The following is a 25,127-nucleotide window of genomic DNA, read 5'->3' as shown; positions in this document are numbered from 1 at the left end:
CGAAAGCCTCCTCTTTTCGCAATGCTACTTTCGGGAGGAAACACCATACTTCTAATAGATGTTGTTAAAATTGTTTTAAAGACGGTGAAATAGATGTATATTCCGAAAAATTTTGTATTTAAACACCAAGATGACTTACTGGAGTTTATAAAAGCGAACAGTTTTGGTCTTATCATAAATGGGAATGAGCAGATGGTTCCGGTGGCAACGCACTTGCCCTTCGCCATTGAACACCAAAACGGACAATTAATATTAAAGTCGCATTTTGCCAAAGCGAATACGCAATGGAAGTCGATAGAAGAAAAGAGTGTTTTGGTGGTGTTTTCGGGGCCGCATGCTTATATTTCGCCTAAAAATTATGAAAAGATAGAAAGCGTCCCGACGTGGAATTATGTTGCGGTTCATGTTTATGGAACCGTTAGTTTAATATGGGAGCGGGAAGAAATATTACGGGTACTTAGTGCTACTATCAATTTCTATGATAAGGACTATAATGAGCAATGGAAATCGTTGCCAAAGGAGTATATCGACCGAATGATTAAGGGCATTGTTGCGTTTAAATTAGAAGTATCGAATATTCAAGGAGTTAAAAAGCTAAGTCAGAATAAAACGCGTTTGGAACGGGAAAAAATCATTAATGACTTACAGTCCCATAGCGATTTAGGTGATCAGCAGTTAGCAATGTATATGCGGAAGGAGTTGTAAATACGATTGATCTTATCTTAAATACATTCAGCATTAATGCCACCATCCATTTACTTTTCTAATTAGGACGATTTGTCCGACATGATACGCATTGTGATCTAAAATCAACAAGGCCTCATTAAACACGCTTTGCCCCGTACCGTGATCAAAGCGTTTAAAAATTTCCATGCTTTCTCGTATTAATTCGATGAAGGCCTGATGATCTTCCCGAATTTTATCCTGCGTTTGCTTCCACTCCAAGCTATTTTTTGGACTACTCTGTTTAGGCCAGTAACCTGAGGGCCAGTCAGGAGACCGGTAACTCGGATTGCGACAAAATTCCAATATATCAAATTGAGAAATACGAATATGTTCTGTTAGCTGCCAAATATTATAAGGAAAAGTTTCGTTTTTTTGTCCGGCCTGCTCCCAAGAAAGCCCATGTATTGCGTCGAAGAGGTCAACATGTGCGCCACTCGTTACAAAACGATCTAATAACTGCTCTTTTACTTGCGCGACGATATTATTTGTTGAGATTTCCATGCACATAAAAGAATTTAGATGCCGATTTTGTTTTAAGGAATTGCAAAATGTTAAAACCTGCCACAAATTTTTGCCAGCAGGCAACTTGAAAAAGTAAGAAAGCGGCTTGCTTTCAGGCAGAACTAAGATACATGAGCAGCTCTACTCTTAACCTCGGGGAAAAAATGAATTGATTTGTATGATTTTGTTTTTTATCTTTGCAACTAAGATATTTAGTTGCTAATATATTTTGAAATGACCGATAGAACGAAAGAGCAGCAAGCTCAAAACTTTAGATCCCTCAGCAGGAAGTATTCAGACACCTCTATATTAATGCACGAAGCGATTGCTCGTGAAATAGGATTATCGGGTACAGATCATAAATACTTAGGTTTTATAATACAAAATGGAGAAATGACTGCCGGTGAGCTTTCCAGATTAACAGGTCTGACAACAGGGGCTGTCACAGGCTTGGTAGATCGGCTGGAGAAAAAAAAATTAGTCAAAAGGAAGTTTGATAGCGAGGATAGACGCAAAGTAATTATTGTGCCGAACACCAAAAATACCTTAAAGCTATTAAATCCCTTTTTGATAAATTAAATGAAAAAACATCTAAGCTGGTGAATTCCTTTTCCGATCAAGAAATCACCGTACTTGAAAAGTATTTTACTTCTGCCATTGATATTATGAATGAAATGATTGAACAGTTAAGAAAACAATAAATATGGAATACGGCGCAAATTATATTGTAAGGGCTGAGACATGGCTCTTCATTACGACACTTGTTTACTTTCTGATGAATGGGGCGCAAATTTTTGAAACTGCAGTGATTGTTCCTAAATGGACAGCTTCACCACCTGAATCCTTTCAGTTACTGGGAGGAAGGTATGGCCTAAACTTAAAGACTTTCTGGATTGTTGTCCATACCATTCACGAGATCACCTTTGTAGTGGCACTCATTTTTTGTTGGAAAATAATGCCCATTAGAAATTGGTTGCTGCTTCTTTTCTTCTTGCATATGGCAGTCAGAGCTTGGACACTGATGTATTTTGCACCTAACATTATGACATTCCAAGATGTTGCCAATGGAGCTGCTTCAGAAACCGATTTGTTGGATAGGGCAAATCTTTGGCGAACACTTAACTATATTCGCGTAAGCATTTTTATTTTGATATCATGTGGTTTAATACCATTGTATATATCCATTATAAATATGAAAACTCGATAAAGCGCTTTTTATTATTTATCCCAATCTCTCTTGAATTTATTTTTGAGGTAGGTTCGTATTGGAAGATCCAGTACGCGAAAAACGAAATAGGCGAAAATGATTATAGTGATGACTGCTAAAAGTACAATGATACGTAATTGAGACCAAGTTGGATGGAACTGTTCCACATAGCTCATAAATATCCAGATAAACGGATAATGAATCATATAAAGCGGATAGGAAATATCTCCCAAAAATTTGCAGATATTATTGGAAGATGATGGAACATTAACTCCTACACCGAGCACAATTAAGAACGGAAAGTAGAAGATCACAATAAACGGATCTAACACCCAATTGATTTTTCAGAAAAAGGAATAAAGAAAGTAATTGCGAGTAAGCTTCCAAGCAAGATAAATCCTAATCTATTTTTGATGACCCAGTTAGAACGATAAACTAGCATGCCTACTAAGAAAGAGTAAGAGATACGGATACCGCCACCTCGAATATTGTCTGCTCCCCATCCCACACCCAAGTAGTTTGATCGATAGGCTTCGTAACATAGCGCAAGAGCTGCAATGCCGGTGAGACACCACAGTATCTTGTTACGGAATTTATAAAGGAATAAAGCGTAGGAAATATTCGCAATATATTCCCAAAATAATGACCAGGTGGGTGGGTTTAAATGAAATAAATTAAAGTATCTTTCCGGCACTGCAGGATATGGGATTAATAAGGAAGAGCTTGCAAACATGAGCGCAATCTGAATGGGGCTAAATTCTTTATACAGATCGCTGAAGGGATCATACAAAAAACCAAGTAAACCGATGATCGAGCCGATAATAACGAGCGGGTGCAAGCGTATGAGCCTTAGTTTAAGAAACGAAATAAAGCCGATGCTATCCATCTTATTATCGTAGGCGTATGCAATCACAAAGCCTGATAAACAAAAGAAGAAATCAACCGCTAAGTAGCTATGTGCTATAAAATTATCGTGATAGTCCGGAGTAGCTATTTCCATGAAGTGAAATATGAGCACTGCTATTGCGGCGATTCCCCTTAATCCGTCCAGAATCTCAAAATGCTGCTTTGTCTTTAAAAGGCTAAAATTCGGTTTTGTTTTATACATGTTTAATCGGTGGAAACTCGCAGGACATTCAAAGAAATATCTTTCCTAAAGCATCTCACAAATAAAGTCAAAAAATGGATGACTATCGTGAACGTCTGTCTCAGTTTTTCTAAATTTCGTCTCATCCGATTTGCTTTTTCTAATTTGAAAATATATGGCTCTATCATCGATAGATTGTCTCTGAACTTATTAGGCTAGTTGTTTTCTGAAGCGGAAATTATCATCTTTTTTATTCTTTAGGTTATATTTCTTTTTTATTAAAAATTGCCCAAAAAAGCGCCTTTTTTTGTATCTTTATAAGATAAAATATAACCCCGGTATAACAAAAGAGAAGACGTTGTACAGAAGTTTTTTACCTTTTTTTAGTTTGAATGTTCTTTAAATTATTTGTCACTTTCACTAGAATCGGTTTGTTTACAATTGGTGGTGGATATGCAGTTATCCCGTTAATAGAACGGGATATTGTGTCCCGAGGTTGGCTGTCTAAGGAAGAATTTTATGAATTGCTATCCATTACGGAATCTTTACCAGGTGTTTTTGCTACTAACATTGCTGCACTTGTAGGTTATAAAATAAACGGGCTAAAGGGTGGTGCGATAGCCGCATTAGGAACTATTGTAGCGCCCTTTGCAATCATCATTATGATAGCTGCTTTTTTTAGTAGATTTCAGGAAAATATATGGGTCACAAAAGCATTCAAAGCCCTGCGTCCAGCGGTGGTCGCACTTATTGTGGCGCCTTGTTTCTCGGCGATAAAAGCTAATAAACTTACTTATAAGACAGCGATTATACCTATTGTGGCATTACTCATAATGTGGCAAGGACATGTATCGCCAATTTTCATTGTTGTTTTTGGCTGTATTGCCGGAATAATCTATAATATTTTCAAAGAAAAAAATAAGAGGAGATAGGGTGATTTTTTTTAGACTATTTTGGGTGTTTACAAAGATTGGTGTTTTTGGCTTCGGAGGTGGTTATGCCATGCTCTCATTGATTCAGGACGAAGTTGTGGAAAAAAACAATTGGATGACGAAACAGCAATTTACCGATCTAATAGCGGTATCTCAAATGACGCCCGGACCAATTGGGATAAATACAGCGACCTATGCCGGATATACAGCCCTTGAAAATTCGGGAAGCTCTCCCTTTGTGTCTATTTTGGGGTCAGTCGTAGCCACCTTCTCTTTATGCTTACCTTCGTTTATTCTGATTATCTTAATATCTTACTTTTTTAGTCGTTTTCGAAGCAATAAATATTTTACCTGAGCCATGACTGGAGTTCGGTTATTAAGCGTTGCATTAATAGGACTTGCAGCGGTGTCTTTAATGAACCACGAAAACTTTATAGATTACTTCAGTCCTTTACTGTTTCTGGGGGCACTGTTCCTATCTGTTCGATATAAATTACATCCGGTTTTTGTAATAGCCGTTGCAGCGGTTATAGGAATCTTTATATATTAATCATTGAGGAAATACTTTGTGTTTTGGGCTTTAACTACGCTATCGCATCCACTTGCTGCATTAGATGAATTTATTAAAACCTTGCACATAAATTACTAATTTAGCATAGTTATATTTATAAAAATGAAACAGATATTTCAACATGGCCCGATAAGTCCATCATTCATCTCAGAAAGCATTGCCAAACATGCCACGAAAACAGAAATAGGGGCTCATAATATTTTTTTAGGTCAGGTACGAGCTGATTTAATTGATGGAAAGGAAGTTGTTGCCATAGCATATACTGCTTATGAAGAAATGGCATTGGAAAAAATGCACAATATCCGTGAAGAGATTTTCGACAAGTATGCGTTGACGTGTATGCACGTACACCATAGCTTAGGCGTTGTGAAGACGGGAGAAATTTGCCTTTTTGTATTCACTTCTTCACAGCACCGTAAGGCAGCAATTGAAGCATGTACGGAAGTAGTTGAGAGAATCAAGATCGAATTACCCATTTGGGGTAAAGAACTGTTCGACGATCAGAAATATCAGTGGAAGATAAACCAATAGGCAGCGTAAATTCTATGTTTAGCTAATTCAAGTTTTTCAAGGTGCGTTTAGTGCTACCTATCAACTGTATCAGCTAATAATAAGTCAATTTTCCGACTTGCACGTTTTACGATCCACATAGTATGTTTATTATTAGACGTTGCCCATCTTCTAAGTAAAGGCATGGTAGCATCCTTATCTACTTTCAGCCAATCGGTTAGATGGTTAGCAACGGATTTTTTCACAAACAAGACAGGGTCTTCTTTTAATATTTCCAGAATTTTAAAAACTTTTTCAGGACAATGATTAAAGGTGTCTAATCTTGTAGCCCACGGTAGTTTTGGGCGCAATCCTTCCGATGCCAAGCGCCGCAAGTGAAAATTGTCAGATTGCGCCCACTTTCCATTATTTGCAACGTATGTGCAGGGAAGTTTCTTATAAAGGGACGTATCGCATATTCCCCTGTGTTTCTTTTGGTTATCTCGGCAATTGCTCGCATAGAAACATTGTAATCTGATAAGCCGTACTTTTCTACATATTTACCGATGGGTAAAACCCAGTAAAAATTGGTGAACATTCCCGTCTCCTTCGGATTTTCTTCTCCTAATATGGAAAGTAGTATATGAATAGCTTCTTTGTATGCAAACGGTAAATGAATATCTAACAAATCAGCAATCACCTCCACCCGTTGGGTATAAGTTTTGCCCTTTGTGCTGACAGCAACCTCTTTAATAAAAGCCGCTGAATGAAAGTCAGTATATCGTTTTACTATCTTTTCTGCTAGAAGACATGCTAAATCTTCTCCAAATTTGTCTGTAATACTATAACTAGTTCCCATATTGTCTAAAGTATTTCTTGTCTACCAAGGCGAAAACAACTGCTGTACAACTTTTCCGACAGCTAAGTTAAGATAGCTCATGTGAATCTAATTGTAAAAATCGGACACTTGTTAGAAAACAAATTATTGCTTGGTTCTTTTAGATTTGCTATCTTGTACGTACTTAGTCAGTTATATGCTAAATAAACCAGAACGCCTTTAAGTAAACCAAAATGAAAAGAAAAGATTTTATTAAAAACACCCTAATCGGGGCGGTTGGTATTACCATATTGCCGAGGCATGTATTGGGCGGTCAGGGCTTTTTAGCGCCCAGCGATCGGATCAATTTAGGTTATATAGGAACCGGAAAACAGAATAGTTACTTACTTAAGGCTATCGCTAAATGTCCGGAGACTATGGTACTAGCCGCCAGCGATGTGGATAAGCAGAAGTTACAACGTTTTGTTCAAGCTGCTATTGTCGAAAATAAAAAGAAGGCAGCAGCAGAAGTAGCAGCCTACAGACAGTATCGCGAGCTGTTAGATAGGAAAGATATTGATGCGGTTGTGATTGCTTCTCCGGATCATTGGCACGCCCAAATGGTTGTAGATGCGGCAAAAGCCGGAAAAGATATTTATTGTGAAAAACCTCTTTCCTTAACCATTGCGGAAGGCAGAGCGATGGTAGATGCCGTTGGTAAGTATAAAAGAGTTTTTCAAACCGGAAGTATGCAAAGATCTCAACAATATTTCAGAGATGCCGTGAATTTGGTAAGAAATGGCTATATCGGAGAGATTAAAGAGATCAACGTTTCGATTGGTGGACCTGTCAGGGCATGCGATTTACCAACTTTGCCGACACCGGATTATTTGGACTGGGATAACTAGATTGGCCCTTCCCTGTATCGGGGGTACCATCCCACACTTTCGCCACCTTTAGGTGATGAAAGCTGGGCCGGCTGGCGAAATTACCACGGCTTTGGTGGCGGTTATGTAACGGATTGGGGCGCTCATATGTTCGATATTGTCCAGTGGGCTCTGGATATGGACCGATCGGGTCCTGTAGAGTTTGTGCCTCCACAACAACCGCTCGCACAAGAGGGTTTGTATTTTAAATATGCGAACGGCATTCAGGTAAATCATAAAAGATGGATAGAAGGTAATGCAATACAATTCGTAGGTACCAATGGGACGATTGAAGTGGCAAGAGAATTCCTTCGTTCAAAACCCGAGCCGCTAGCCAAAATCACACTTAAGGCGAGCGATAAGAAAGTATACCATAGTGAAAATCACTATCAAGATTGGATTAATGCTGTTAAGGCCAGAAAGCAACCTATTGTGGATGTAGAGACAGGGCATCGCACAGCAACAGTTTGCAATGCAGTGAATATTGCTTATGAATTACAGAAGTCTTTACAGTGGGATCCTAAGAAGGAAATATTTGATAATGTCTATGCAAATGGAATGTTGTCAAGACCATATCGAGGAAACTGGGATTTTAACGATTTTTAACTGGAACATTAATCTGTTACGGGCTTCGGAAAAAGAACTTTGGCTCCACCATTTATGTCGTTCATATTATAAGGTTTTAGGTATAAATTAAACTCATCGTAATTCATTGATTCGGAAATCACTATTCGTGTCAAAATATTGATAAAGAGAACAATAAGAAGAAAAATATGTTGCTGTGGATAGAAGTTGAAAAGAATCAATATGGAAACTAACATCATCATTATTACATTAGTAAGTATTGCTATAATAGCAATACTTATATGGTTCCTTCGGAAAAATCGAAGAGATCGGAAAGATATGGAGAGGACCATCCATTTACGAGACGTCAACCCTGAAAAACATAAAGATGAGCAGGTTTAGCAGCGTTCTTTTTTTGTCGTAGACGCCCCCTTCCTTTGCCGTAATCGCTACTGTTTTGTAACAGGTAATTTACTATTTTTGTTAAGCTTAATGGCAAATAAAATATGTCCGTGATTAAACGAATTAGAAGTGGACAAATGCCGATAAATTATAAATTAGTCAATATGAAAATTGTAAAAACTATTCTCTGCGTGTTATTTGGCTTGATGTTCATCAACGCCGGATTGGACAAATTTTTTCACTACATGCCCGTTCCGCCAATGGAAGGTGAGATGTTGAAGGTCGGACAGGCCTTTATGCAGATTAAGTGGTTATTCCCTTTAATAGGTGCCATAGAAGTAATAGGCGGATTGTTGTTTATCTTGCCCAGGACAAGAGCTCTTGGAGCCATTGTGATTCTTCCTGTTATGGTAGGTGTCATATTACACAATGCCGTCTATATGCCGTCCGGATTGGCGATTGCCGGTGTTATGTTTTTAATAAATCTTTGGGTGATTTTTGATAATTGGAAAAAATACCAGGTTCTTGTAAGTGAATAACTTCAGATCAATAGCGAATTTTACTGATTATTATTCTAAGAAAAATTTTAGAAACAGATCAAACAGGTGGCATTCCTTCAAATGAAGCCACTTGTTTATTTTTTCTAAAGAGTAGCATTTACAAGACATTTTTCGTCATTCAGTAAACGGCAACCTAAAATATGATATTAATAATTAGACCTTAATAATGAAAACGAAAACCTATGCCTTATTTATGTTAATTTTATTAGTTACTTATTTGGGGTTTAGCTGCAAAAAAGCAGAAAGAAGCCCATGTGAAGGTTTGTTAAACGAATCACAGCCAAAACAAATTGGATTTGTGTTCGTTAACAAACAGACTGATGAAAACATTATTATAGCTAATAAGCTGGATACCGCAGTTATTAAAATAAGATCTGCGAATATCGTAAAGTCATATCCCAAAATGATTATTAACAACGATAGAAATCCATTAAATGGTACACTTATATTGATTATTCCGGAGACAGGAGAAGGAGATTACCCATTTAGCATTGACGTAGCTAATTTCGGGAGGGTGGAATTGTCCTATTCTATTAACCAAATAAAAAGTAATGACATATGTAAGCCCTATTACTATTCCATGAGTAGTATTGAGGTTAAAAGTCACCCTTTTGAATATTTCGAAAACGAGCATATACTAGGTAGAAAAAATCTGCTAAAAATACTATTGTAAGATTTAGATGGTCTGTTGGTATTTCATTGTGCGTTAGGCTTATCTCACCACAAACAACTGGGTTGATGCCGAAAAAAATTCTCTGTCCTGAATCATCGTTCCCGTATTGACCCTACCACTTTGGTTGGCGAATATGTCATTGAGATTGAAGAGGTGCGAGAATGGAAGTGTGTAAATAGGAGGTGGTATATGACGCGGAACCTTTAAAAGTATGAAATTGTAGCTTGTTTAGAGTAATGGGCTGTTTTGAAGGTTGAATCCTGAAAAGAACAGTCTTTGTAAATATACTTTACAGAAATAAATCTCCTTTATAAGAGACCCCGTTGTCATTTCATATTTTTTCAATACTTTTATGCCGTTGACCTTGAGTCGAGAGCCAAAAAACGTTTACGGAAATATTCATTAACCATTTAAATATATATGTTAGTAATCAATAATTTTGAGGAGTATCAATCGCATGTGGGAGAGGAACTTGGTGTTTCCGATTGGCATAAAATAGATCAATCGCAAATTGACAAATTCGCCGATGCGACATTAGATCATCAATGGATACATGTAGATAAGGAGCGAGCCGAAAGTGAGGGGCCGTTCAAAAGTACCATTGCTCATGGTTATTTAACACTGTCATTAATTCCATATTTATGGAAGCAGATTGCGGATGTACGGAATATTAAAATGGAAATAAATTATGGTATAGAAAACCTGAAGTTTGGACAGCCAGTCTTAGTAGATAATGAAGTTCAGTTAAAAGCAAAACTTGTTTCCGCTGTTAACTTGAGAGGTGTTACCAAAGTTGTTATTGAAGCCACGCTCGCTATTAAAGATCAACCCAAGCCAGCATATACGGGTAATGTAGTATTCTTATACCATTTTATATAGCCCCTTGTGGTTGAGAGGACAAATGAAGATCGGCCTTACTTTACCGGAGGTCCGTTGTATCTATTAGTTGGCAGAAATTGTTGGTTTTTTGTCTTTTCTGACATGAATAAGGAATGGTAGCTTTGTTTAAAAAGATAAAGTTATGATTAAAGTTGCAATTAATGGGTTCGGTCGTATCGGTCGTTTAGCACTCCGTGAAATGGTGAATAATGATAAATTGGAAGTTGTTGCTATTAATGATTTAGCAGATCCTTCCATGTTATCTTACTTGCTGAAATACGATTCCATACATGGAAGGTTTGAAAAAGATGTTGATTACACTACAGATGCCCTTGTTGTTGATGGAAAGAAAATCACGGTGTACACAGAGCGTGAGCCATCAAAGCTGCCATGGAGAGATGATAATATTGATGTGGTATTGGAATGCACAGGAATTTTCGAATCCAAAGAGAGAGCAAAGGCGCACTTGGAGGCGGGGGCTAAAAAAGTGATTATTTCCGCACCATCTGATAAAGAAGTTAAGACAATCGTCTATAATGTAAATCACCAGCTGCTTAACGCCAGCGACAAACTAATCAGTTGTGCTTCTTGTACAACGAATTGTTTGGCACCGATGGCTAAAGTACTGAATGATAATTTTAGCATTATTGCCGGCCAAATGACAACCATTCATGCTTATACCAACTCACAACCCTTAATGGATACTCCGGATCTAAAAGGAAATTATCGTAAATCGAGAGCAGCGGGGGACAGTATCATTCCCTATACCACGGGAGCGGCAAAAGCGATAGGCCTAGTGATTCCTGAATTAGAGGGAAAACTTGATGGTTCGTCCCAACGGGTTCCTGTCCATGCAGGATCCCTTGTTGAATTGTTTACCGTACTTGAGAAAGAAACGAGTGCAAAAGAAATCAATACAACGATGCGAGCCGCAGCTAATGAATCATACGGATATACAGAAGATTTCATTGTCTCGGCAGATACATTAGGCATACGTTATGGTTCGCTTTTCGATGCTACCCAAACAAAGATTGTAACGGTTGGCGACAAACAGTTAGTAAAAACTGTTTCTTGGTATGATAATGAAATGTCTTTTGTATCGCAAATGGTTCGCACGGTGGCCTATTTCGGTTCCTTATAGAACTTTTGTGTCTCAGCGGGGACTGACTGTAAATTGTCGTTCTCGCTGATATTAAGCGATTGCGGTAGTAAAGTTTCTGCGATAGTCACTAGGAGTTGTTTTCAAGTGACGTAAGAACAAGCGGCGTAGTCCCTCGGTGCTTCCGATTCCGCACTCACAGCAGATTTCGTCCAATGTCAATTGGGTTTCCTCTAATCGCCGGCGTGCCATTTCAAGTCGTATTTTTTCAATATATTTTGCCGGGGTAATTCCGGTTTCTCGTAAAAAGACACGCGCGAAGTTTCTAGGACTCATAGAAACTTTCTCAGCCAAGAACGCTACGCTCAGCTCATCCTCCAAATGATCGATAATCCAATCTTGGGCAACTTTAATAGGTTCGTAATCCACCGTTTGATGCATGAGAATACTGCTAAATTGTGATTGATTTCCAGGGCGTTTTAGGTATAGGACCAATATTTTTGCTACCATAACGGCTATATCACGACCGAAGTCTTCTTCTACCATTGCAAGTGATAAATCCATACCGGTGGAGATACCTGCAGATGTATATATATTCCCATCCTTGACATAAATGGCGTCTTTTTCTACTTTTATTTCCGGATAGAGCGACGCCATTTTATCGCAAACCTGCCAATGTGAAGTCACTCGTTTGCCATTCAATAGGCCAGCTTCCGCCAAAATGAAAGCACCGGCACAAATGGATCCTATACGGCGTATTTTACTAATATTTTCTTTGAGCCAACTAGCGATTTTCTCGATTATGGAACTACAGGCATTGCCTTTTCCGGCAAATAAGATGGTATCTATTTCGTAATCGATCGAGTCAATCCCTCCCTCGCAAACAATGGGCAAACCCGCCGATGTATTGACTACGAAGGATGAATCCGCCGAAAGGACGTGGGTAACATAGGCTCTCTTTATTTCGGGTTTATGCCCCCTGACGTAGTCGGCAGCTTTCGTAAAAACTTCCAAAGGACCTGCTATGTCTAAAATAGAAGTCATTGGAGGAACTATAATAACGATATGTTTCGTATTATCCACGCTTATTTTTAAGGAGAACGAAAATAGGTAAAATGGCAGAAAATACAAAAATCATGTTTTTCTGCCATTACTAATTAATTAAAGTTTCCTTATAAACTAAGAATAGCCTAGCTCGCCTGACGTTTGAATATCCACGTTGCAACAGGCATTGCTATAGCAATAATAGCGATGCACCAAATAAACGCCAACCAGGTCGAATTTCCAGATGGTTACTACCAGCCAAGCACGCATGGCGTTGATAACGTGTGTGAGTGATTGATTTTCAGCGAAAAATCGTAGTGCCTTAGGCATGGTGTCAGTAGGGACGAAGGCACTAGAGGCAAATGTCAGTGGGAAAATTACGACAAACCCTGTCCATTGTGCTGCTTCCAAACTTTTAACGAATAAGCCTAAGATGGCCGATAACCAGGATATAGCCAAAGTAAACAGCAAAGCAAGAACAATGACCAGTCCCCATCAATAGGAGTGGTCATCCCTTAAGTAGATCAAAAGAATATTTTCCATCTTTTACCCACAATTGTCTATTTTTTGCGGATCGACGCAACGTAGTTTTGCAATACCACGGGGCGATCATTTAACCAAAATAAATCTTTTATGCTACCAATTAAATCAAGTCTCAATCAGAAGGGTGCACGGACTTTGTCCAGGACGATTCTTTGTATCCTTTGCTTTCTCATTCCACTTGCATCAAGTGCACAGGACGACGGAGAACAACAAATACGAGGGAAGATCACCGACCCTGTAGGACAAGCTATTCCTGGAGTTTCGATTACGGTTAAGGGAATGTCTGCCAAAGGGACGTCTTCCGACTCTGAAGGTAATTTTCAATTAAGTGCTAACTCACAAGATGTGCTGGTAATAAGCGCTATCGGTTATATTACCCAAGAAGTAAAAATAGGTGAGCAACAGGTTCTCCATATTCAACTTGCAACCGATAATACAACGTTGGACGAAGTAGTAGTAGTTGGGTATGGTACACAAAAAAGATCAAATATAACTGGAGCAATTGCGTCTATTTCGGCTGAAGATATTGTTTCTGAGGGTTTTAGTAATGTTGGGCAAGCCATTCAAGGTAAAGTAGCCGGTGTACAAATAGAATCAGGGGGTGGCAATCCGGGATCGGGTGTGCGCGTACTGATTCGCGGAACAGGATCGTTGAACAATAATAACCCACTTTACATTGTCGATGGTGTACAGGTTGATAACATCAATAACATAGCACCTAATGATATCGCATCCATGGACGTGTTAAAAGACGCCTCTGCAGCCGCTATATACGGGTCGCGTGCAGCTAATGGCGTCGTATTGGTAACAACCAAGTCAGGTAAAAAAGGAGATCATATTATTGCGCTTAATGCTTATTATGGCTTTCAAAAATTGGCCAAGAAGTTAGACGTCCTCAATGCGCAGGAATGGGCATCAGTAAGCAATGCAGCACACGATAATGCTGGTTTAGCACGTCTTGAAGTTGCGGAAAACTATGCACAGTTAGCAGATGTAGATTGGCAAGATGAAATCTTCCACAAGTCGCCAATGCAAAATTACAATATGAATGCTGCCGGTGGGGGTGAAAATTATAACTATAGTATTTCGGGAGATTACCTTGGTCAAGAAGGGATCGTTCGTACCACTGGGTACGAACGATATAATCTGCGAATTAAATCAGATCTTACCAAAGGCCGTGTAAAGATTGGGGAAACTATTATTCTCTCGGACGAAAAATGGCGAAACATGTCAGGAGGTTGGGGAGGCCAGGGTGGCGGTCCAGTTGGTGCAGCTCTTAAAATGATTCCTGTTTTCGATATATACAATCCAGATGCCGTTGGAGGTTTTGGCGGAGCTTATGGTCCCGTGGTCAACGTAGCTAACCCTCTTGCTCAACTGCATTTGGATAGGCCGGAATACTCAGTGGCTAATGCTCTTATCAACGCCTATGCGGAGGTCAGTATTATTGACGGATTAAAATATAAATATAATGCAGGATATACCCGAACCTATGGGAAGGATTTCGCTTATCAGCATCCCTATGAAGTAGGTACCTTATTTATTAATCGAATGGCTAACCTCTATGAAAGACGTACGGAAAAACAAGTTATCTTGCAAGAGCACACGTTAACGTACGATAAACAGTGGAACAAACATAGTTTACAGGGAATGGCAGGTTATACCTATCAGAATACAAGATATCGGGAGCTGAGCGGGCGTAAAAGTGGTATGCCCCGAGGAATTGAGGTGCTTGATGCCGGAACCACTAATACTGTTACAGGCAGTAATGCGCTCGAGAACACCTTAATTTCGTATTTTGGAAGATTAATATATACCTTTGATGACAAATACACGCTGACCGCAATTATCCGCAGAGATGGTTCCTCTCGCTTTGGTGAAGCCTATAAGTACGGTAATTTTCCTTCTTTAGCGGCCGCTTGGAATGTATCGAATGAGTCGTTTTTCAAAGATGCCGTTCCGGCAATCAGTTCCTTCAAGATTCGGGCAGGTTATGGCAAGCTAGGTAACCAGGAAATCTCAGATTATCAGTTCCTGGCCAATATAAACCCTAATATCAACTATGTCATTGGAGCAGATCAACATTTGATGCCAGGTGCAACACAGGTGGCTTTTGCTACACCGGATATACGATGGGAAAGCTCGGAAACGTACAATGCGGGTATAGACTTAGGGCTCTTCAATAACAAGCTATCGGTGATCGCTGATTATTTTGTGAAAAATAGCAATGATATACTTTTGCAGGTTCCCATACCCTTATCTACCGGAGCCAGCGCCGCCAGTCCGTTTATCAACGCAGGGAGCATACGTAACAAAGGTTTTGAAGCAGATCTTTCCTTTGCCGATGAAAAAGGTGATTTTTCTTATGGCATTAATGCCACTTTTTCAACAATCTCGAATGAAGTGTTGGCACTCGGCACCGGGTCTCAACAGATTTTTGGGGGGCAGCCAACTCATCACGGCGCTTCTGCAACGGTAACGCAAGCGGGTTGGCCAGTTGGAGCTTTCTACTTGATTCATGCAGATGGTATATTTCAATCAGAACAGGAAGTACAGCAGCATAGCTTAAATGGTCAACTGATTCAACCGAATGCTAAACCGGGAGATATCCGTTTCAGGGACGTTAATAACGATGGTAAAATCGATCAAAATGATCGGCAATATGCGGGGAGCCCGAATCCTAAATTCAGCTACGGATTTGGGGGGAATTTGCGCTGGAAGAATATCGACCTCAACTTGTTCTTTCAGGGTACTTACGGCAACAAAATCTATAATGGTTTACGCCAAGATTTAGAAGGCATGAACTTAGAGTTTAATTACCTGAAAACTACGCTAAACGCATGGACTCCACAGAACACGAATACAAATATGCCTCGGGCAGTGATAAATGACCCGAATCTTAATAGCCAAACTAGCGACCGTTTTTTAGAAAGCGGATCCTACCTGCGACTTCGTACAGTACAGCTCGGCTATACACTTCCATCTGCCACATTGGAGCATTTGAAGATAAACAATTGTAGATTCTACGTGAGTTTGGATAATGTTTTCACGATCTCAAAATATAAAGGCTATAACCCGGATTTGGGAAGGACGGGGAGCGTTTTAAATCGAGGAGTTGATTTTGGGCATATTGCTTATCCATTGGCACAAACTGCCATGCTAGGCGTACAGGTTTCTTTTTAAAAGCTAAATCTAAGAAAATGAATATTGAATATATATCACAAGTAAAGCGTGTAATTACCGCTGTGTTGATCGTCAGTGTGATGATATTTGCAGTAGGCTGCACGGATAAACTGTCGTTGGAAAATCCAAATACACAGACGGATGCTAATTTTTGGAAAAATGAAGAAGACGTATTAAGCGGCCTTGCCGCTACCTATAAAGTGCTAAAAGATATTAATCGCGGATATTTCGGAGTAAGAGGGGTGGAGCTGTCAAATGGGAGAGGCGACGATTTTTTTATCAGAAATGATGTGCAGTCTCTTTATCAGTTATCTACTTTTACTAATAATCCTACTACTACAACCCCCAGAGATATTTATGACGGTTTCTTTAGGGGAATCTTTAGGGCAAATCAAGTGATCGAAAATACGCCTAATGCATCGATTGATGAAGCAAAAAAAGCAGAGCTAATAGCAGAAGCGAAGTTTCTCCGTGCTTTGAACTACTTTTATCTGATTATCAATTTTGGAGACGTACCGCTTATTTCTTCAGTACCGAAGGAGCGCGAACAATATTTTGCGCCCCCTGCCAATCAGACAGACCTTTGGAATTTTATAATTGCGGATCTTACAGAAGCGAAGAATACGTTGCCGCTCAACTATTCGGATGTTTACATTGGTAGAGCAACCAACGGAGCTGCCATTGCGCAGTTAGGGAAAGTTTATTTATATATGGAACGTTGGGAAGATGCAGCAAATGAGTTGGACATTATAACGAAAGCTCCTTATGATTATACCCTGCTGGATGATTACGAGCATAATTTTATGGCCGCCTATGATAACAACAAAGAATCCCTGTTTGAGGTTCAAATGCAAAATGTGGGCGGACCGCAACCTTGGGCAGGAGAGAATGCTAATGAGTCGCAGGGCACCACGGTGGCACAGGAATTCGCACCGGCCGAAGTTGCCGGTTGGTTTGAAGCTTTTCCTACCAACAAGATATTCCAGGCTTTCCAACAGGAAAAAACAGTGGATGGTGATTTCGACGCACGTATGTATGCGTCGTTGGTATGGGACTACCCAGGGGCCTTGTATTACAATCGTCCTTTTTCAACAATTAAGAAACAATTCGGCTTCAATGCCATGATTCGTAAATACCAAATTGGAGAAATAATGATGAAGGAATTTTTATTTCCGAGAATAATGAAAAAGTCATTCGCTTTGCAGACGTTTTGTTAATGCGGGCTGAGGCTTTGGTGCAATTGGGGCGGATAGAAGAAGCATATCCGCTTATAGACAGAATAAGAACGCGTGCTAAACTCGCTCCGCTTGCGGCGGGGAAAAACCAGCAGGCTATGATGATAGAGATTATGCATCAGCGCATGCTCGAGTTTTTTAGAGAAGGATTGCGATTTTATGATTTAAGGCGTTGGGGTAAACTAGCGGATGAAATAGCGGCAAGTGATAAAGAGGGCCGACAGTTTTTAACGCTTCCACGCCATGAACTGTTTCCAATTCCACAAGATGAGTTGAATACAAATCCAAATATGGTTCAAAATCCCAATTGGTAATGACCAAATGAATACGAAAATTTAAAAACGATTATAATGACCATGAATAAATTGCTCTTACTTTCTTGTTTTGCGTTGTTCGCAGCTTGTAAGGTAGACAAGTCGACGCAGAGCCATCTTGATCTGACAGGTGAATGGACTTTTTCATTGGATACAGCGGATATTGGCGAAAGGGAAAAATGGTTTACAAGGCGTCTAAAGGAAAAAGTGAAGCTGCCAGGCTCAACCACTACAAATGGTAAAGGCTTCGATATAGATGTCCATACGCCTTGGACGGGGGGCATTGTTGATTCTTCTTACTTTACGGATACAGCGTATGCTCGCTATCGTAAGGCAGGGAATATAAAAGTACCGTTTTGGTTGCAACCAGTGAAATATTATAAAGGGGCTGCTTGGTATCAAAAGGAGATTCAAATACCTGATAGTGCCTATCAGGAGGGTGCAGAGCTTGTCATCGAGCGGGTCCATTGGGAAAGTTCGGTTTGGTTAGACAGCGTAAAGCTGGGAACTGAAAATAGCTTAAGCACGCCGCACCGCTTTTTGTTTAAAGGGAGTCTCAAGCCTGGAAAGCACTTGCTCACTATTCGTATTGACAATAGGGTTAAAACCATCGATGTTGGTCCCAATGCACATAGTATTACTGATCATACCCAAACCAACTGGAATGGAATGATCGGAAAGATGACCTTGAAGCCATTGGAAAGACTGCGTGTAGAGAGCTTACAGGTTTTTCCTGATCTATCAAAGAAAACAGTGGCTGTCCGTGCACGTATTGTAAATATAAGTCGGCCGGTAAACGCTTCTTTGACACTTTATGCAACAGAGAAAGCGGGCGAGAGATTGAAAGACGTGCAACAAACATTAGTTCTCACAGGTGGTGTTAATGAAATAAAAATAGACTATCCGATGGGAAATGCCGTTAAGACCTGGGACGAATTTAACCCCAATTTATATACCATGATAGCTAGTTTAGTGGTAGAAGGGAAGTCCTTTGGGTATCAAACAGACTTTGGGATGCGTGAGATAGCCCTTAAGGGAAAGGAAATCACTTTAAACGGACGGCCTGTTTTTTTACGTGGTACACTGGAAAGTGCCATTTTTCCACTTACAGGATATCCGGCAACGGACGTTGCATCGTGGGCGAAGATTATCAAAACCTGTAAGGCCTACGGGTTAAACCACCTTCGTTTTCATTCTTGGTGCCCTCCGGAAGCAGCTTTCAGAGCCGCCGATAGCCTTGGGATGTATCTTCAAATAGAATGTGCATCATGGGCAAATCAGGGTGCTACGATCGGAGATGGCAAACCCCTGGATGATTATATCTATCGTGAAAGCGAGCGGATCGTGACACAGTATGGAAATCACCCCTCATTTTTAATGATGGCGTACGGAAATGAACCTAGCGGAAAAAATCATGTTGCGTATCTTCGAAAATTTGTGGAGACGTGGAAAGCCAAAGATGGGAGGCGTTTATATACTACCGCGGCGGGTTGGCCTGCCATCGCAGAAAATGACTACAACAACATACCGGAACCGCGAATACAATCCTGGGGTGAAGGATTGAACTCGATCATTAATAAGCAAAAACCGAGAAGTGATTACGATTGGCACGAGCGTATTGCTCAATTCGACATTCCTACGATCAGTCATGAAATTGGCCAATGGTGTGTGTATCCGGATTTTAAAGAAATAAGCGCCTATACAGGCGTAATGAAAGCAAGAAACTTAGAGATTTTCCGCGATCGCTTACGCGAAACCGGAATGGACACTTTAGCTGATCAGTTTTTGCAAGCATCAGGTAAGTTGCAGACATTATGTTATAAGGCCGATATTGAAGCGGCTCTGCGAACACCTGGTTTTGCGGGCTTTCAACTATTAGATCTGCACGATTTTCCCGGTCAAGGTACGGCTTTGGTAGGTGTGTTAAATGCGTTTTGGAAGGATAAGGGCTATGTAGATGGTAAAACTTATAGGCAATTTTGTAATAGTACCGTACCACTGGCACGTTTTCCCAATTTTATATATACCAACGATCAATTATTAAAAGTCCCCATAGAAATTGCTCATTATGGGGCAGAAGAAAAAAGCAATGTGAGCGTAAAATGGCAAATTATTGATGAGGCAAAGCATGTTTATGGTACCGGAAGTCTTTTGATCAATACGCTGCGGATCGGAAACAACCAACAAGCCGGTGCCGTCACTATGAATTTGAATGAGATAAAAGAAGCGAAGAAACTCACGCTTATAGTGACCTTAGGCCAATACGCGAATCAGTGGGATTTTTTCGTTTTTCCAAAAACGCTGCCAAATGTAAATAGCGAAGTGTATGTGACGGCTAGCTTTGATCAAAAGGCAAGGGAGCTACTGGCAAGCGGAGGTAAAGTGCTGTACACTTTAAGAAAAGGTGTTCTTAAGAAAGATAAGGGAGGCGATATCGCTTTAGGCTTTTCAAGCATTTTTTGGAATACAGCTTGGACGCGTGGGCAGGCGCCTGTTACGCTTGGCCTCCTCTGCGACCCCCAACATCCGGCATTTCAACATTTTCCAACGGATTTCCATTCCAACTGGCAGTGGTGGGATGCAATTACTCATGCCGATGCTATGCGGCTCGATAGAATCAATCCAACGTTAAAGCCTATTGTTCGCGTAATTGACGATTGGTTTACGGCAAGACCGTTAGGATTAGTTTTTGAGGCCAACATAGGAAAGGGTAAACTGATCGTGTCTGCAATCGATTTATTGACGGACCGTCAAAACAGGCCGGAGGCTCGTCAATTATTATATAGCCTTAGTGCCTACATGCAGTCATCTTCCTTCGCTCCTAAGACAACATTGCAGGAAAATGAGATTGCTCAGTTGGCACATAATAATAAATTTTAGATGTACCACCTACCAATATGTGGGGGTACATTTTCCAGGACACTTAGGCCTAATTGATGTTAGCTTTTAACACGTTAGCCACTTCCTTTTGTGAGGTCATTCCAGGTACAATATGGACATAATGCTCATTTTCTTGAAAAGTTAATTGAAAAAGTATACCTTGAGATGATCTATTGAATAAATGAGAAATAGGGCACTTCGTTCTTTTGTTATAATATGTATTTTTAGCACCTACGTTTGCAGGCAAAATAACATGTCAGATGTCTAAGATAATGAAGCTCGACTTTAATAAGATTACCCCGTTTTTTGTCGTATATTTAGGAATGTGCCAAATTCTTTTGGCTCAACATACAAATGCCGTGATCCCTGGTGATTTTGCAGACCCATCCATTATAAGACAAGAGAATACCTATTATGCGATCGGTACATCGAGTGAGTGGGGACCGCATTTTCCGATTTTTAAATCTACTGACTTGAACAACTGGCAGCAAGTTGGTTTTTTGTTTGAAGACGCTCCAAAGTGGACCAAAGGATCATTTTGGGCTCCCGAGTACTATTTCCATAAGGGAACCTATTATGTTTATTATACAGCTCGAAGAAAGAGCGATGGTGTTTCCTGTATTGGCGTGGCAACTTCCAGATTCCCCGACCGTGGCTTTAAGGATCAAGGTGTTTTAATAGAATATGGAAAGGAAGCAATTGATGCTTTTGTTGTGAACGACAATGGACAGTTATATATCACGTGGAAAGCATACGGTTTGGACAAAAGACCAATTGAAATTTTAGGGTGTCAACTGTCAGACGATGGACTTTCTTTAATGGGGAAGCCTTTTACCATGCTAAAGGATACAAGAGGCGCAGGAATTGAGGGGCAAAGTATTTTAAAGAAGGATCGCTATTACTACTTGTTTTATTCTGCCGGTGCCTGTTGTGGTCTCGAATGCACCTATAATGTACGAGTGGCACGTGCAGAAGCAATCGAGGGGCCTTATGAAGAATATGATAGTAATCCTATTTTAAGTGATTTAGACGGTTGGAAATGTCCCGGACATGGCACTTTTGTTGAAGATAAGGACGGAAAATCCTTTTATATATATCATGCTTATAATAAGAAGAGCCACGTTTTCACAGGAAGGGAAGGGCATATTTCCGAATTAGCATGGAAGGGTGAATGGCCAGTCTTTGGTAAGGCCATTTCAGCCAAATTTGCCTATAATGATAGCCATCATGATTTTAGAAAAAACGAAGAGCAGGCCTACTGGCAATGGGATTTTCGAAATATGCAACCACAGATTCAAAGGCAAAATGGGCAATTACTTCTTTCAGGGAAGTATGATGTGGCAAGCAGCGCCGGAATAGCGCTAACTTTAAGACCGTATAGCGTTGCTTATGAAATCAGTACACTCGTTCTAAATAATAATGAAGCAATCAAAGGATTGGTTGTTTACGGTGATGAAAATGCGTCAATTGGAGTTGCGAGTGAGGGTGACGAGGTGGTTTTCTGGGTAATAAAGGACGGAAAGCGAGAGGTGCTCGATAGGCAACCTTTATCAAAAAAGCAGTACCCGGTTTATTTAAAGATGCGAATATCTCCTGATTTTACCTGTAGTGCATATTGGAAGCAGTCTAACGAATGGCAAGAATTAGTTGGCAAAAATTACAAATATGCAATTGATTTTTTGCCACCTTGGGATCGTAGTCCCCGGCCCGGATTAAATTTTAAAGGACCGCAGGGTAACGAGGCGGCATTTCAATTCTTTAACCTGGACTATCTAGAACCGTAAGGTGCGATTGGTTTTTATAGATATAGTCATCTTCATGTTTATTACATAAAACCACTGTTTCGTTACAATGTTCTGTTTTTGGCTTTTGCGGTGATAATAAAGTGTTTATATTTGAAATGGACGCCGAAGCGAAATTATGTTGATTTATTTCAGATAGCTGAATCGTAATATAAAATCACTCATCGAAAATTTAATCGCAAGCTATGGAAACGTTGAAATTTATGACAGACATCAATTCACCTATGGAAATGGGCCGTATTAAGTCTATTCTTGATAAGTTTTCTGAAATCCGAGAATGGAAAATTGATTTTGACTCTATTTATAACCTATTGATAGTCCAGGCAATTAACTTAAAGGGTGCCGTGTTGGCTGAAGCGCTTCACCGAATGGGCTATAATGCCACTTTGCTATATGAGGAATAGCTTTTGTAAAGCTATTCCCGGCGTCTAGCTAAGCACAAATTTTTTATCCTTTAGTTGCATTAATAACGGAAATCCCCAGCTAATTTTATTGTAAATGATCGGTTGAGCGTGCTTGTATATTAGGCCATTATTGTAGCTCTAATGAGAAAAGCTGATTGATCGTGTTTTATAATCGATCCTTCATCATTAGTTTATCAATGTTAAGCTCGCTTATATGGAGTTTGCCGATTTTTCCGGTTTTAATTCGCAACAGGCCTATAGCTATTGCTCCTATTGCAAGCGCCCCAATAGCCATTGCCCCGATAGCGATTGCGCCAAGGGCAACACGACTAGCCGCGGCCTGTCCAACGATATTGTTTTTAGCGGTGTTTTCCAAAAAAAGTTTCCTTTTCATCCTCGTACTTTCTTTTGATTTATTGATTTTTTCTATCTCCTTGATCTAGCAACAACATTTTAAAGAAAGATAAGTTTAACAGGTTTTGTATTAAGCAAATTTGTGCGTTTCACTTGGGATTAACTTATCAAATGAGTCAAATCGCAGTTATTTTGATACATTATAGTTGTTTTAAACTCCATAAAATTTTGTTATTTAGCTTTCGATGCTAATCATAGATCATTCAGACCACTAATATGAGACAGGAAATGCGCTTACCCCTTATCGTTACAGGCTTCTTCTTTATCCTTCTTTGGTTCGGAAACTTATATGCTCAGGAGAAGCCCGAAATGTACTTTACTGATCGATCGTCGGGAAAACCCATTGCTAAAGATCCTAAAGTAATATATTTTAATGATGCATATTGGATGTATTATTCCATTCCTGGCAAAGAGGGGAAGGGTTGGCATATTGGTATTGCAAAAAGCAATAATTTGATCGATTGGGAGAAAGTTGGAACATTGAATAAAATGTCGACTTATGAGCAAAATGGCTTATGTGCTCCCGGTGCCTTGGTACGTGGTGACACCATTCACCTTTTTTATCAAACATATGGCAATGGTCCTAAAGACGCCATCTGCCACGCCTATTCCACTGACGGAATTCATTTTACTAGAAATAACAGTAATCCAATTTTTAGACCTACAGGTGATTGGAATAATGGTCGCGCAATCGATGCAGAAGTTTGTTTTTTTCAAGAGCAATATTTTCTCTTTTTTGCTACACGAGACCCTAAAGGTGAAATACAGATGCAGGGAGTTGCTGTTGCTCCTAAGGGCACTGATTTCAGCAAAGCGCATTGGAAACTAGCTCATGATGGTCCTATTTTAAAGCCCGAGCTGCCTTGGGAAGGTAGCTGTATTGAAGCTGCTTCTGTGATCGAAAAGGACAATACCTTATATATGTTCTATGCAGGAAGTTATAACAATGATCCACAACAAATTGGATTGGCAAAAAGTGAAGATGGAGTCCATTGGAAACGTGTAGTACAGGAACCTTTTTTGGCAAATGGCAAGGCCGGAACCTGGAATCAAAGTGAGTCCGGCCACCCGGATATCTTTAAAACAAAAAATGGAAAATACTATTTGTTTTTTCAAGGAAATAACACCGGAGATGGGCTGTCCTGGTATCTTTCGAACATACAATTAAAATGGACGGAGGCATTGCCGAAAATTCATAATTAAACCACACAGCAGGTTCCAACCATTCAATAGGCAGATGGCTCTTTAGAGATATATTACGCCTCGTCCAAAATAAGGCGATGTCCTTTCGAATGTGAAACTATCGAACGACCATAGGGGTAACGAACTTCTTTGTGCTCATTTTCTATTTGTTTTTAAATGATTGTACAAAGGTGGTTGGTTAGGATTGATACATTTAGCTCAATTAACGATAGTTGTAGGTAAACGGAGAATCTTTCTTTGTTAAGTGGTGGGTTAGTCGTTGAGCTCGTTCATCAGTATGTTTTTTAATAGAATGGATTGAACAATCCATATATGAAAGTAGCTTGAAGCTAATAAGCTCCAAGCTAATCTTCTGCAAAAAGAAAAATCGTTTATGCAGCGCCTCTTATTACTCTCAGTAGTATAGCAATAATAGCAATAACCAACAATACGTGAATAATTCCTCCCTGAGCGTAACCGCCAAAAAAGCTAATTGCCCAAATAATAACGAGCACAACGGCTACAATATAAAGTAAATTTCCCATAGGTTTTTAAATTTTAATTTAAATAAGATGTTATCTAATAAATAAGCAATTGGCCAAAATTGTTTTAAAAAAAAATAGAAATGTATTCTTGCAGGGCGTACTTGAATGACTAGGCGATGCCGCTATCAGCCAAGCTTCCGAAATCGCA

General features: G+C 39.8%; 28 protein-coding genes. 20 read left to right on the top strand and 8 right to left on the bottom strand.

The features are described 5' to 3' along the window. Positions 1 to 93: 93 nt before the first annotated feature. Positions 94 to 705 carry an FMN-binding negative transcriptional regulator gene (locus QT327_RS05425; protein WP_289552293.1) on the top strand — a complete coding sequence of 204 codons (612 nt, stop codon included), beginning with the start codon at positions 94 to 96 and terminating at the stop codon, positions 703 to 705. A 33-nt stretch (positions 706 to 738) separates the two neighbouring features. Here the strand turns inward: QT327_RS05425 and QT327_RS05420 are convergent, their stop codons facing one another. Beyond that, positions 739 to 1,227: a DinB family protein gene (locus QT327_RS05420; protein WP_041387792.1), complete on the bottom strand. Its 489-nt coding sequence runs from the start codon at positions 1,225 to 1,227 to the stop codon at positions 739 to 741. Positions 1,228 to 1,461: 234 nt separating this feature from the next. On the opposite strand from QT327_RS05420, the gene QT327_RS05415 reads away from it, so the two are divergent. Continuing rightward, a complete protein-coding gene (locus tag QT327_RS05415) occupies positions 1,462 to 1,806 on the top strand; it encodes a MarR family winged helix-turn-helix transcriptional regulator (RefSeq protein ID WP_289552291.1) in 345 nt (114 codons plus the stop codon). A 124-nt stretch (positions 1,807 to 1,930) separates the two neighbouring features. Next, on the top strand, positions 1,931 to 2,434 hold the full coding sequence (locus QT327_RS05410; protein ID WP_289552289.1) for a transposase: 504 nt from the start codon (positions 1,931 to 1,933) through the stop codon (positions 2,432 to 2,434). Between the two features lie 11 nt (positions 2,435 to 2,445). Here QT327_RS05410 and QT327_RS28170 read toward each other — a convergent pair whose 3' ends face one another. Together QT327_RS28170 and QT327_RS05405 are read right to left on the bottom strand one after the other, a co-directional pair. Further along, on the bottom strand, positions 2,446 to 2,766 hold the full coding sequence (locus QT327_RS28170; protein ID WP_354004751.1) for an acyltransferase family protein: 321 nt from the start codon (positions 2,764 to 2,766) through the stop codon (positions 2,446 to 2,448). Next, on the bottom strand, positions 2,760 to 3,542 hold the full coding sequence (locus QT327_RS05405) for an acyltransferase family protein (protein WP_354004750.1): 783 nt from the start codon (positions 3,540 to 3,542) through the stop codon (positions 2,760 to 2,762). The genes QT327_RS28170 and QT327_RS05405 overlap by 7 nt, the downstream gene beginning before the upstream one ends. Positions 3,543 to 3,913: 371 nt before the next feature. Here QT327_RS05405 and QT327_RS05400 point away from each other — a divergent pair, with 371 nt between their 5' ends. From QT327_RS05400 to QT327_RS05390, 3 genes are all read left to right on the top strand, one after another. Continuing rightward, a complete protein-coding gene (locus QT327_RS05400) occupies positions 3,914 to 4,453 on the top strand; it encodes a chromate transporter (RefSeq protein ID WP_289552288.1) in 540 nt (179 codons plus the stop codon). A gap of 25 nt (positions 4,454 to 4,478) precedes the next feature. Then, positions 4,479 to 4,808, top strand: a complete 330-nt coding sequence (locus tag QT327_RS05395; protein ID WP_289552287.1) for a chromate transporter — start codon at positions 4,479 to 4,481, stop codon at positions 4,806 to 4,808. Between the two features lie 318 nt (positions 4,809 to 5,126). Beyond that, the gene (locus tag QT327_RS05390) at positions 5,127 to 5,555 is read left to right on the top strand and encodes a molybdenum cofactor biosynthesis protein MoaE (RefSeq protein ID WP_130856524.1); all 429 of its coding nucleotides are present in this window, start codon (positions 5,127 to 5,129) and stop codon (positions 5,553 to 5,555) included. A gap of 295 nt (positions 5,556 to 5,850) precedes the next feature. Here the strand turns inward: QT327_RS05390 and QT327_RS05385 are convergent, their stop codons facing one another. Next, the gene (locus tag QT327_RS05385) at positions 5,851 to 6,372 is read right to left on the bottom strand and encodes a hypothetical protein (RefSeq protein ID WP_289552286.1); all 522 of its coding nucleotides are present in this window, start codon (positions 6,370 to 6,372) and stop codon (positions 5,851 to 5,853) included. A 212-nt stretch (positions 6,373 to 6,584) separates the two neighbouring features. Here QT327_RS05385 and QT327_RS05380 point away from each other — a divergent pair, with 212 nt between their 5' ends. The 7 genes from QT327_RS05380 to gap all read left to right on the top strand — a co-directional run bounded on the left by QT327_RS05380 (position 6,585) and on the right by gap (position 11,475). Then, on the top strand, positions 6,585 to 7,238 hold the full coding sequence (locus tag QT327_RS05380; RefSeq protein ID WP_207303766.1) for a Gfo/Idh/MocA family protein: 654 nt from the start codon (positions 6,585 to 6,587) through the stop codon (positions 7,236 to 7,238). Continuing rightward, positions 7,239 to 7,862 (top strand): Gfo/Idh/MocA family oxidoreductase, encoded by a 624-nt coding sequence (locus tag QT327_RS05375; protein WP_354004811.1) that lies wholly within the window; start codon positions 7,239 to 7,241, stop codon positions 7,860 to 7,862. Between the two features lie 201 nt (positions 7,863 to 8,063). After that, positions 8,064 to 8,222: an LPXTG cell wall anchor domain-containing protein gene (locus tag QT327_RS05370; RefSeq protein ID WP_013668280.1), complete on the top strand. Its 159-nt coding sequence runs from the start codon at positions 8,064 to 8,066 to the stop codon at positions 8,220 to 8,222. A 164-nt stretch (positions 8,223 to 8,386) separates the two neighbouring features. Continuing rightward, a complete protein-coding gene (locus QT327_RS05365; protein ID WP_041388762.1) occupies positions 8,387 to 8,761 on the top strand; it encodes a DoxX family protein in 375 nt (124 codons plus the stop codon). A 187-nt stretch (positions 8,762 to 8,948) separates the two neighbouring features. Continuing rightward, positions 8,949 to 9,455, top strand: coding sequence for a hypothetical protein (locus QT327_RS05360; protein WP_130856526.1), 507 nt, complete (start codon positions 8,949 to 8,951; stop codon positions 9,453 to 9,455). Between the two features lie 420 nt (positions 9,456 to 9,875). Then, a complete protein-coding gene (locus QT327_RS05355; protein WP_130856527.1) occupies positions 9,876 to 10,334 on the top strand; it encodes a MaoC family dehydratase in 459 nt (152 codons plus the stop codon). A 142-nt stretch (positions 10,335 to 10,476) separates the two neighbouring features. After that, complete coding sequence (gene gap, locus QT327_RS05350) at positions 10,477 to 11,475, top strand: type I glyceraldehyde-3-phosphate dehydrogenase (RefSeq protein WP_130856528.1); 999 nt, start codon at positions 10,477 to 10,479, stop codon at positions 11,473 to 11,475. Between the two features lie 51 nt (positions 11,476 to 11,526). Here gap and QT327_RS05345 read toward each other — a convergent pair whose 3' ends face one another. Both QT327_RS05345 and QT327_RS05340 read right to left on the bottom strand, forming a co-directional pair. Next, complete coding sequence (locus tag QT327_RS05345) at positions 11,527 to 12,516, bottom strand: GlxA family transcriptional regulator (protein WP_130856529.1); 990 nt, start codon at positions 12,514 to 12,516, stop codon at positions 11,527 to 11,529. A gap of 96 nt (positions 12,517 to 12,612) precedes the next feature. Continuing rightward, entirely contained in the window at positions 12,613 to 12,960 is a 348-nt protein-coding gene (locus QT327_RS05340) for an ABC transporter permease (protein ID WP_256377679.1), read from the bottom strand. A gap of 150 nt (positions 12,961 to 13,110) precedes the next feature. Between QT327_RS05340 and QT327_RS05335 the strand changes: the two genes are divergently transcribed. The 6 genes from QT327_RS05335 to QT327_RS05310 all read left to right on the top strand — a co-directional run bounded on the left by QT327_RS05335 (position 13,111) and on the right by QT327_RS05310 (position 22,838). Further along, positions 13,111 to 16,203, top strand: a complete 3,093-nt coding sequence (locus tag QT327_RS05335; protein WP_130856531.1) for a SusC/RagA family TonB-linked outer membrane protein — start codon at positions 13,111 to 13,113, stop codon at positions 16,201 to 16,203. Between the two features lie 17 nt (positions 16,204 to 16,220). Then, positions 16,221 to 17,420, top strand: a complete 1,200-nt coding sequence (locus tag QT327_RS05330) for a RagB/SusD family nutrient uptake outer membrane protein (protein WP_289552284.1) — start codon at positions 16,221 to 16,223, stop codon at positions 17,418 to 17,420. Further along, complete coding sequence (locus tag QT327_RS05325) at positions 17,420 to 17,752, top strand: RagB/SusD family nutrient uptake outer membrane protein (protein ID WP_289552282.1); 333 nt, start codon at positions 17,420 to 17,422, stop codon at positions 17,750 to 17,752. The genes QT327_RS05330 and QT327_RS05325 overlap by 1 nt, the downstream gene beginning before the upstream one ends. A 36-nt stretch (positions 17,753 to 17,788) precedes the next feature. Then, the gene (locus tag QT327_RS05320) at positions 17,789 to 20,632 is read left to right on the top strand and encodes a DUF8487 domain-containing protein (RefSeq protein WP_130856533.1); all 2,844 of its coding nucleotides are present in this window, start codon (positions 17,789 to 17,791) and stop codon (positions 20,630 to 20,632) included. A 260-nt stretch (positions 20,633 to 20,892) separates the two neighbouring features. Then, positions 20,893 to 22,416 (top strand): glycoside hydrolase family 43 protein, encoded by a 1,524-nt coding sequence (locus QT327_RS05315; RefSeq protein ID WP_289552281.1) that lies wholly within the window; start codon positions 20,893 to 20,895, stop codon positions 22,414 to 22,416. Positions 22,417 to 22,619: 203 nt separating this feature from the next. Continuing rightward, positions 22,620 to 22,838 carry a hypothetical protein gene (locus tag QT327_RS05310; RefSeq protein WP_013668270.1) on the top strand — a complete coding sequence of 73 codons (219 nt, stop codon included), beginning with the start codon at positions 22,620 to 22,622 and terminating at the stop codon, positions 22,836 to 22,838. A 166-nt stretch (positions 22,839 to 23,004) separates the two neighbouring features. On the opposite strand, the gene QT327_RS05305 is transcribed toward QT327_RS05310, so the two are convergent. Further along, a complete protein-coding gene (locus QT327_RS05305; protein ID WP_149106223.1) occupies positions 23,005 to 23,232 on the bottom strand; it encodes a hypothetical protein in 228 nt (75 codons plus the stop codon). Between the two features lie 236 nt (positions 23,233 to 23,468). Here QT327_RS05305 and QT327_RS05300 point away from each other — a divergent pair, with 236 nt between their 5' ends. Further along, positions 23,469 to 24,455 carry a family 43 glycosylhydrolase gene (locus tag QT327_RS05300; RefSeq protein ID WP_165446995.1) on the top strand — a complete coding sequence of 329 codons (987 nt, stop codon included), beginning with the start codon at positions 23,469 to 23,471 and terminating at the stop codon, positions 24,453 to 24,455. A 371-nt stretch (positions 24,456 to 24,826) separates the two neighbouring features. Here QT327_RS05300 and QT327_RS05295 read toward each other — a convergent pair whose 3' ends face one another. After that, positions 24,827 to 24,979: a lmo0937 family membrane protein gene (locus QT327_RS05295; protein ID WP_013668267.1), complete on the bottom strand. Its 153-nt coding sequence runs from the start codon at positions 24,977 to 24,979 to the stop codon at positions 24,827 to 24,829. Between the last annotated feature and the right edge of the window lie 148 nt (positions 24,980 to 25,127).

The organism is Olivibacter sp. 47 (assembly GCF_030372825.1).
Taxonomy (GTDB): Bacteria; Bacteroidota; Bacteroidia; order Sphingobacteriales; family Sphingobacteriaceae; genus Olivibacter; species Olivibacter oleidegradans.
Note: the sequence above shows the minus strand (reverse complement) of the source record. Positions and strands in the feature narration are given on the sequence as shown.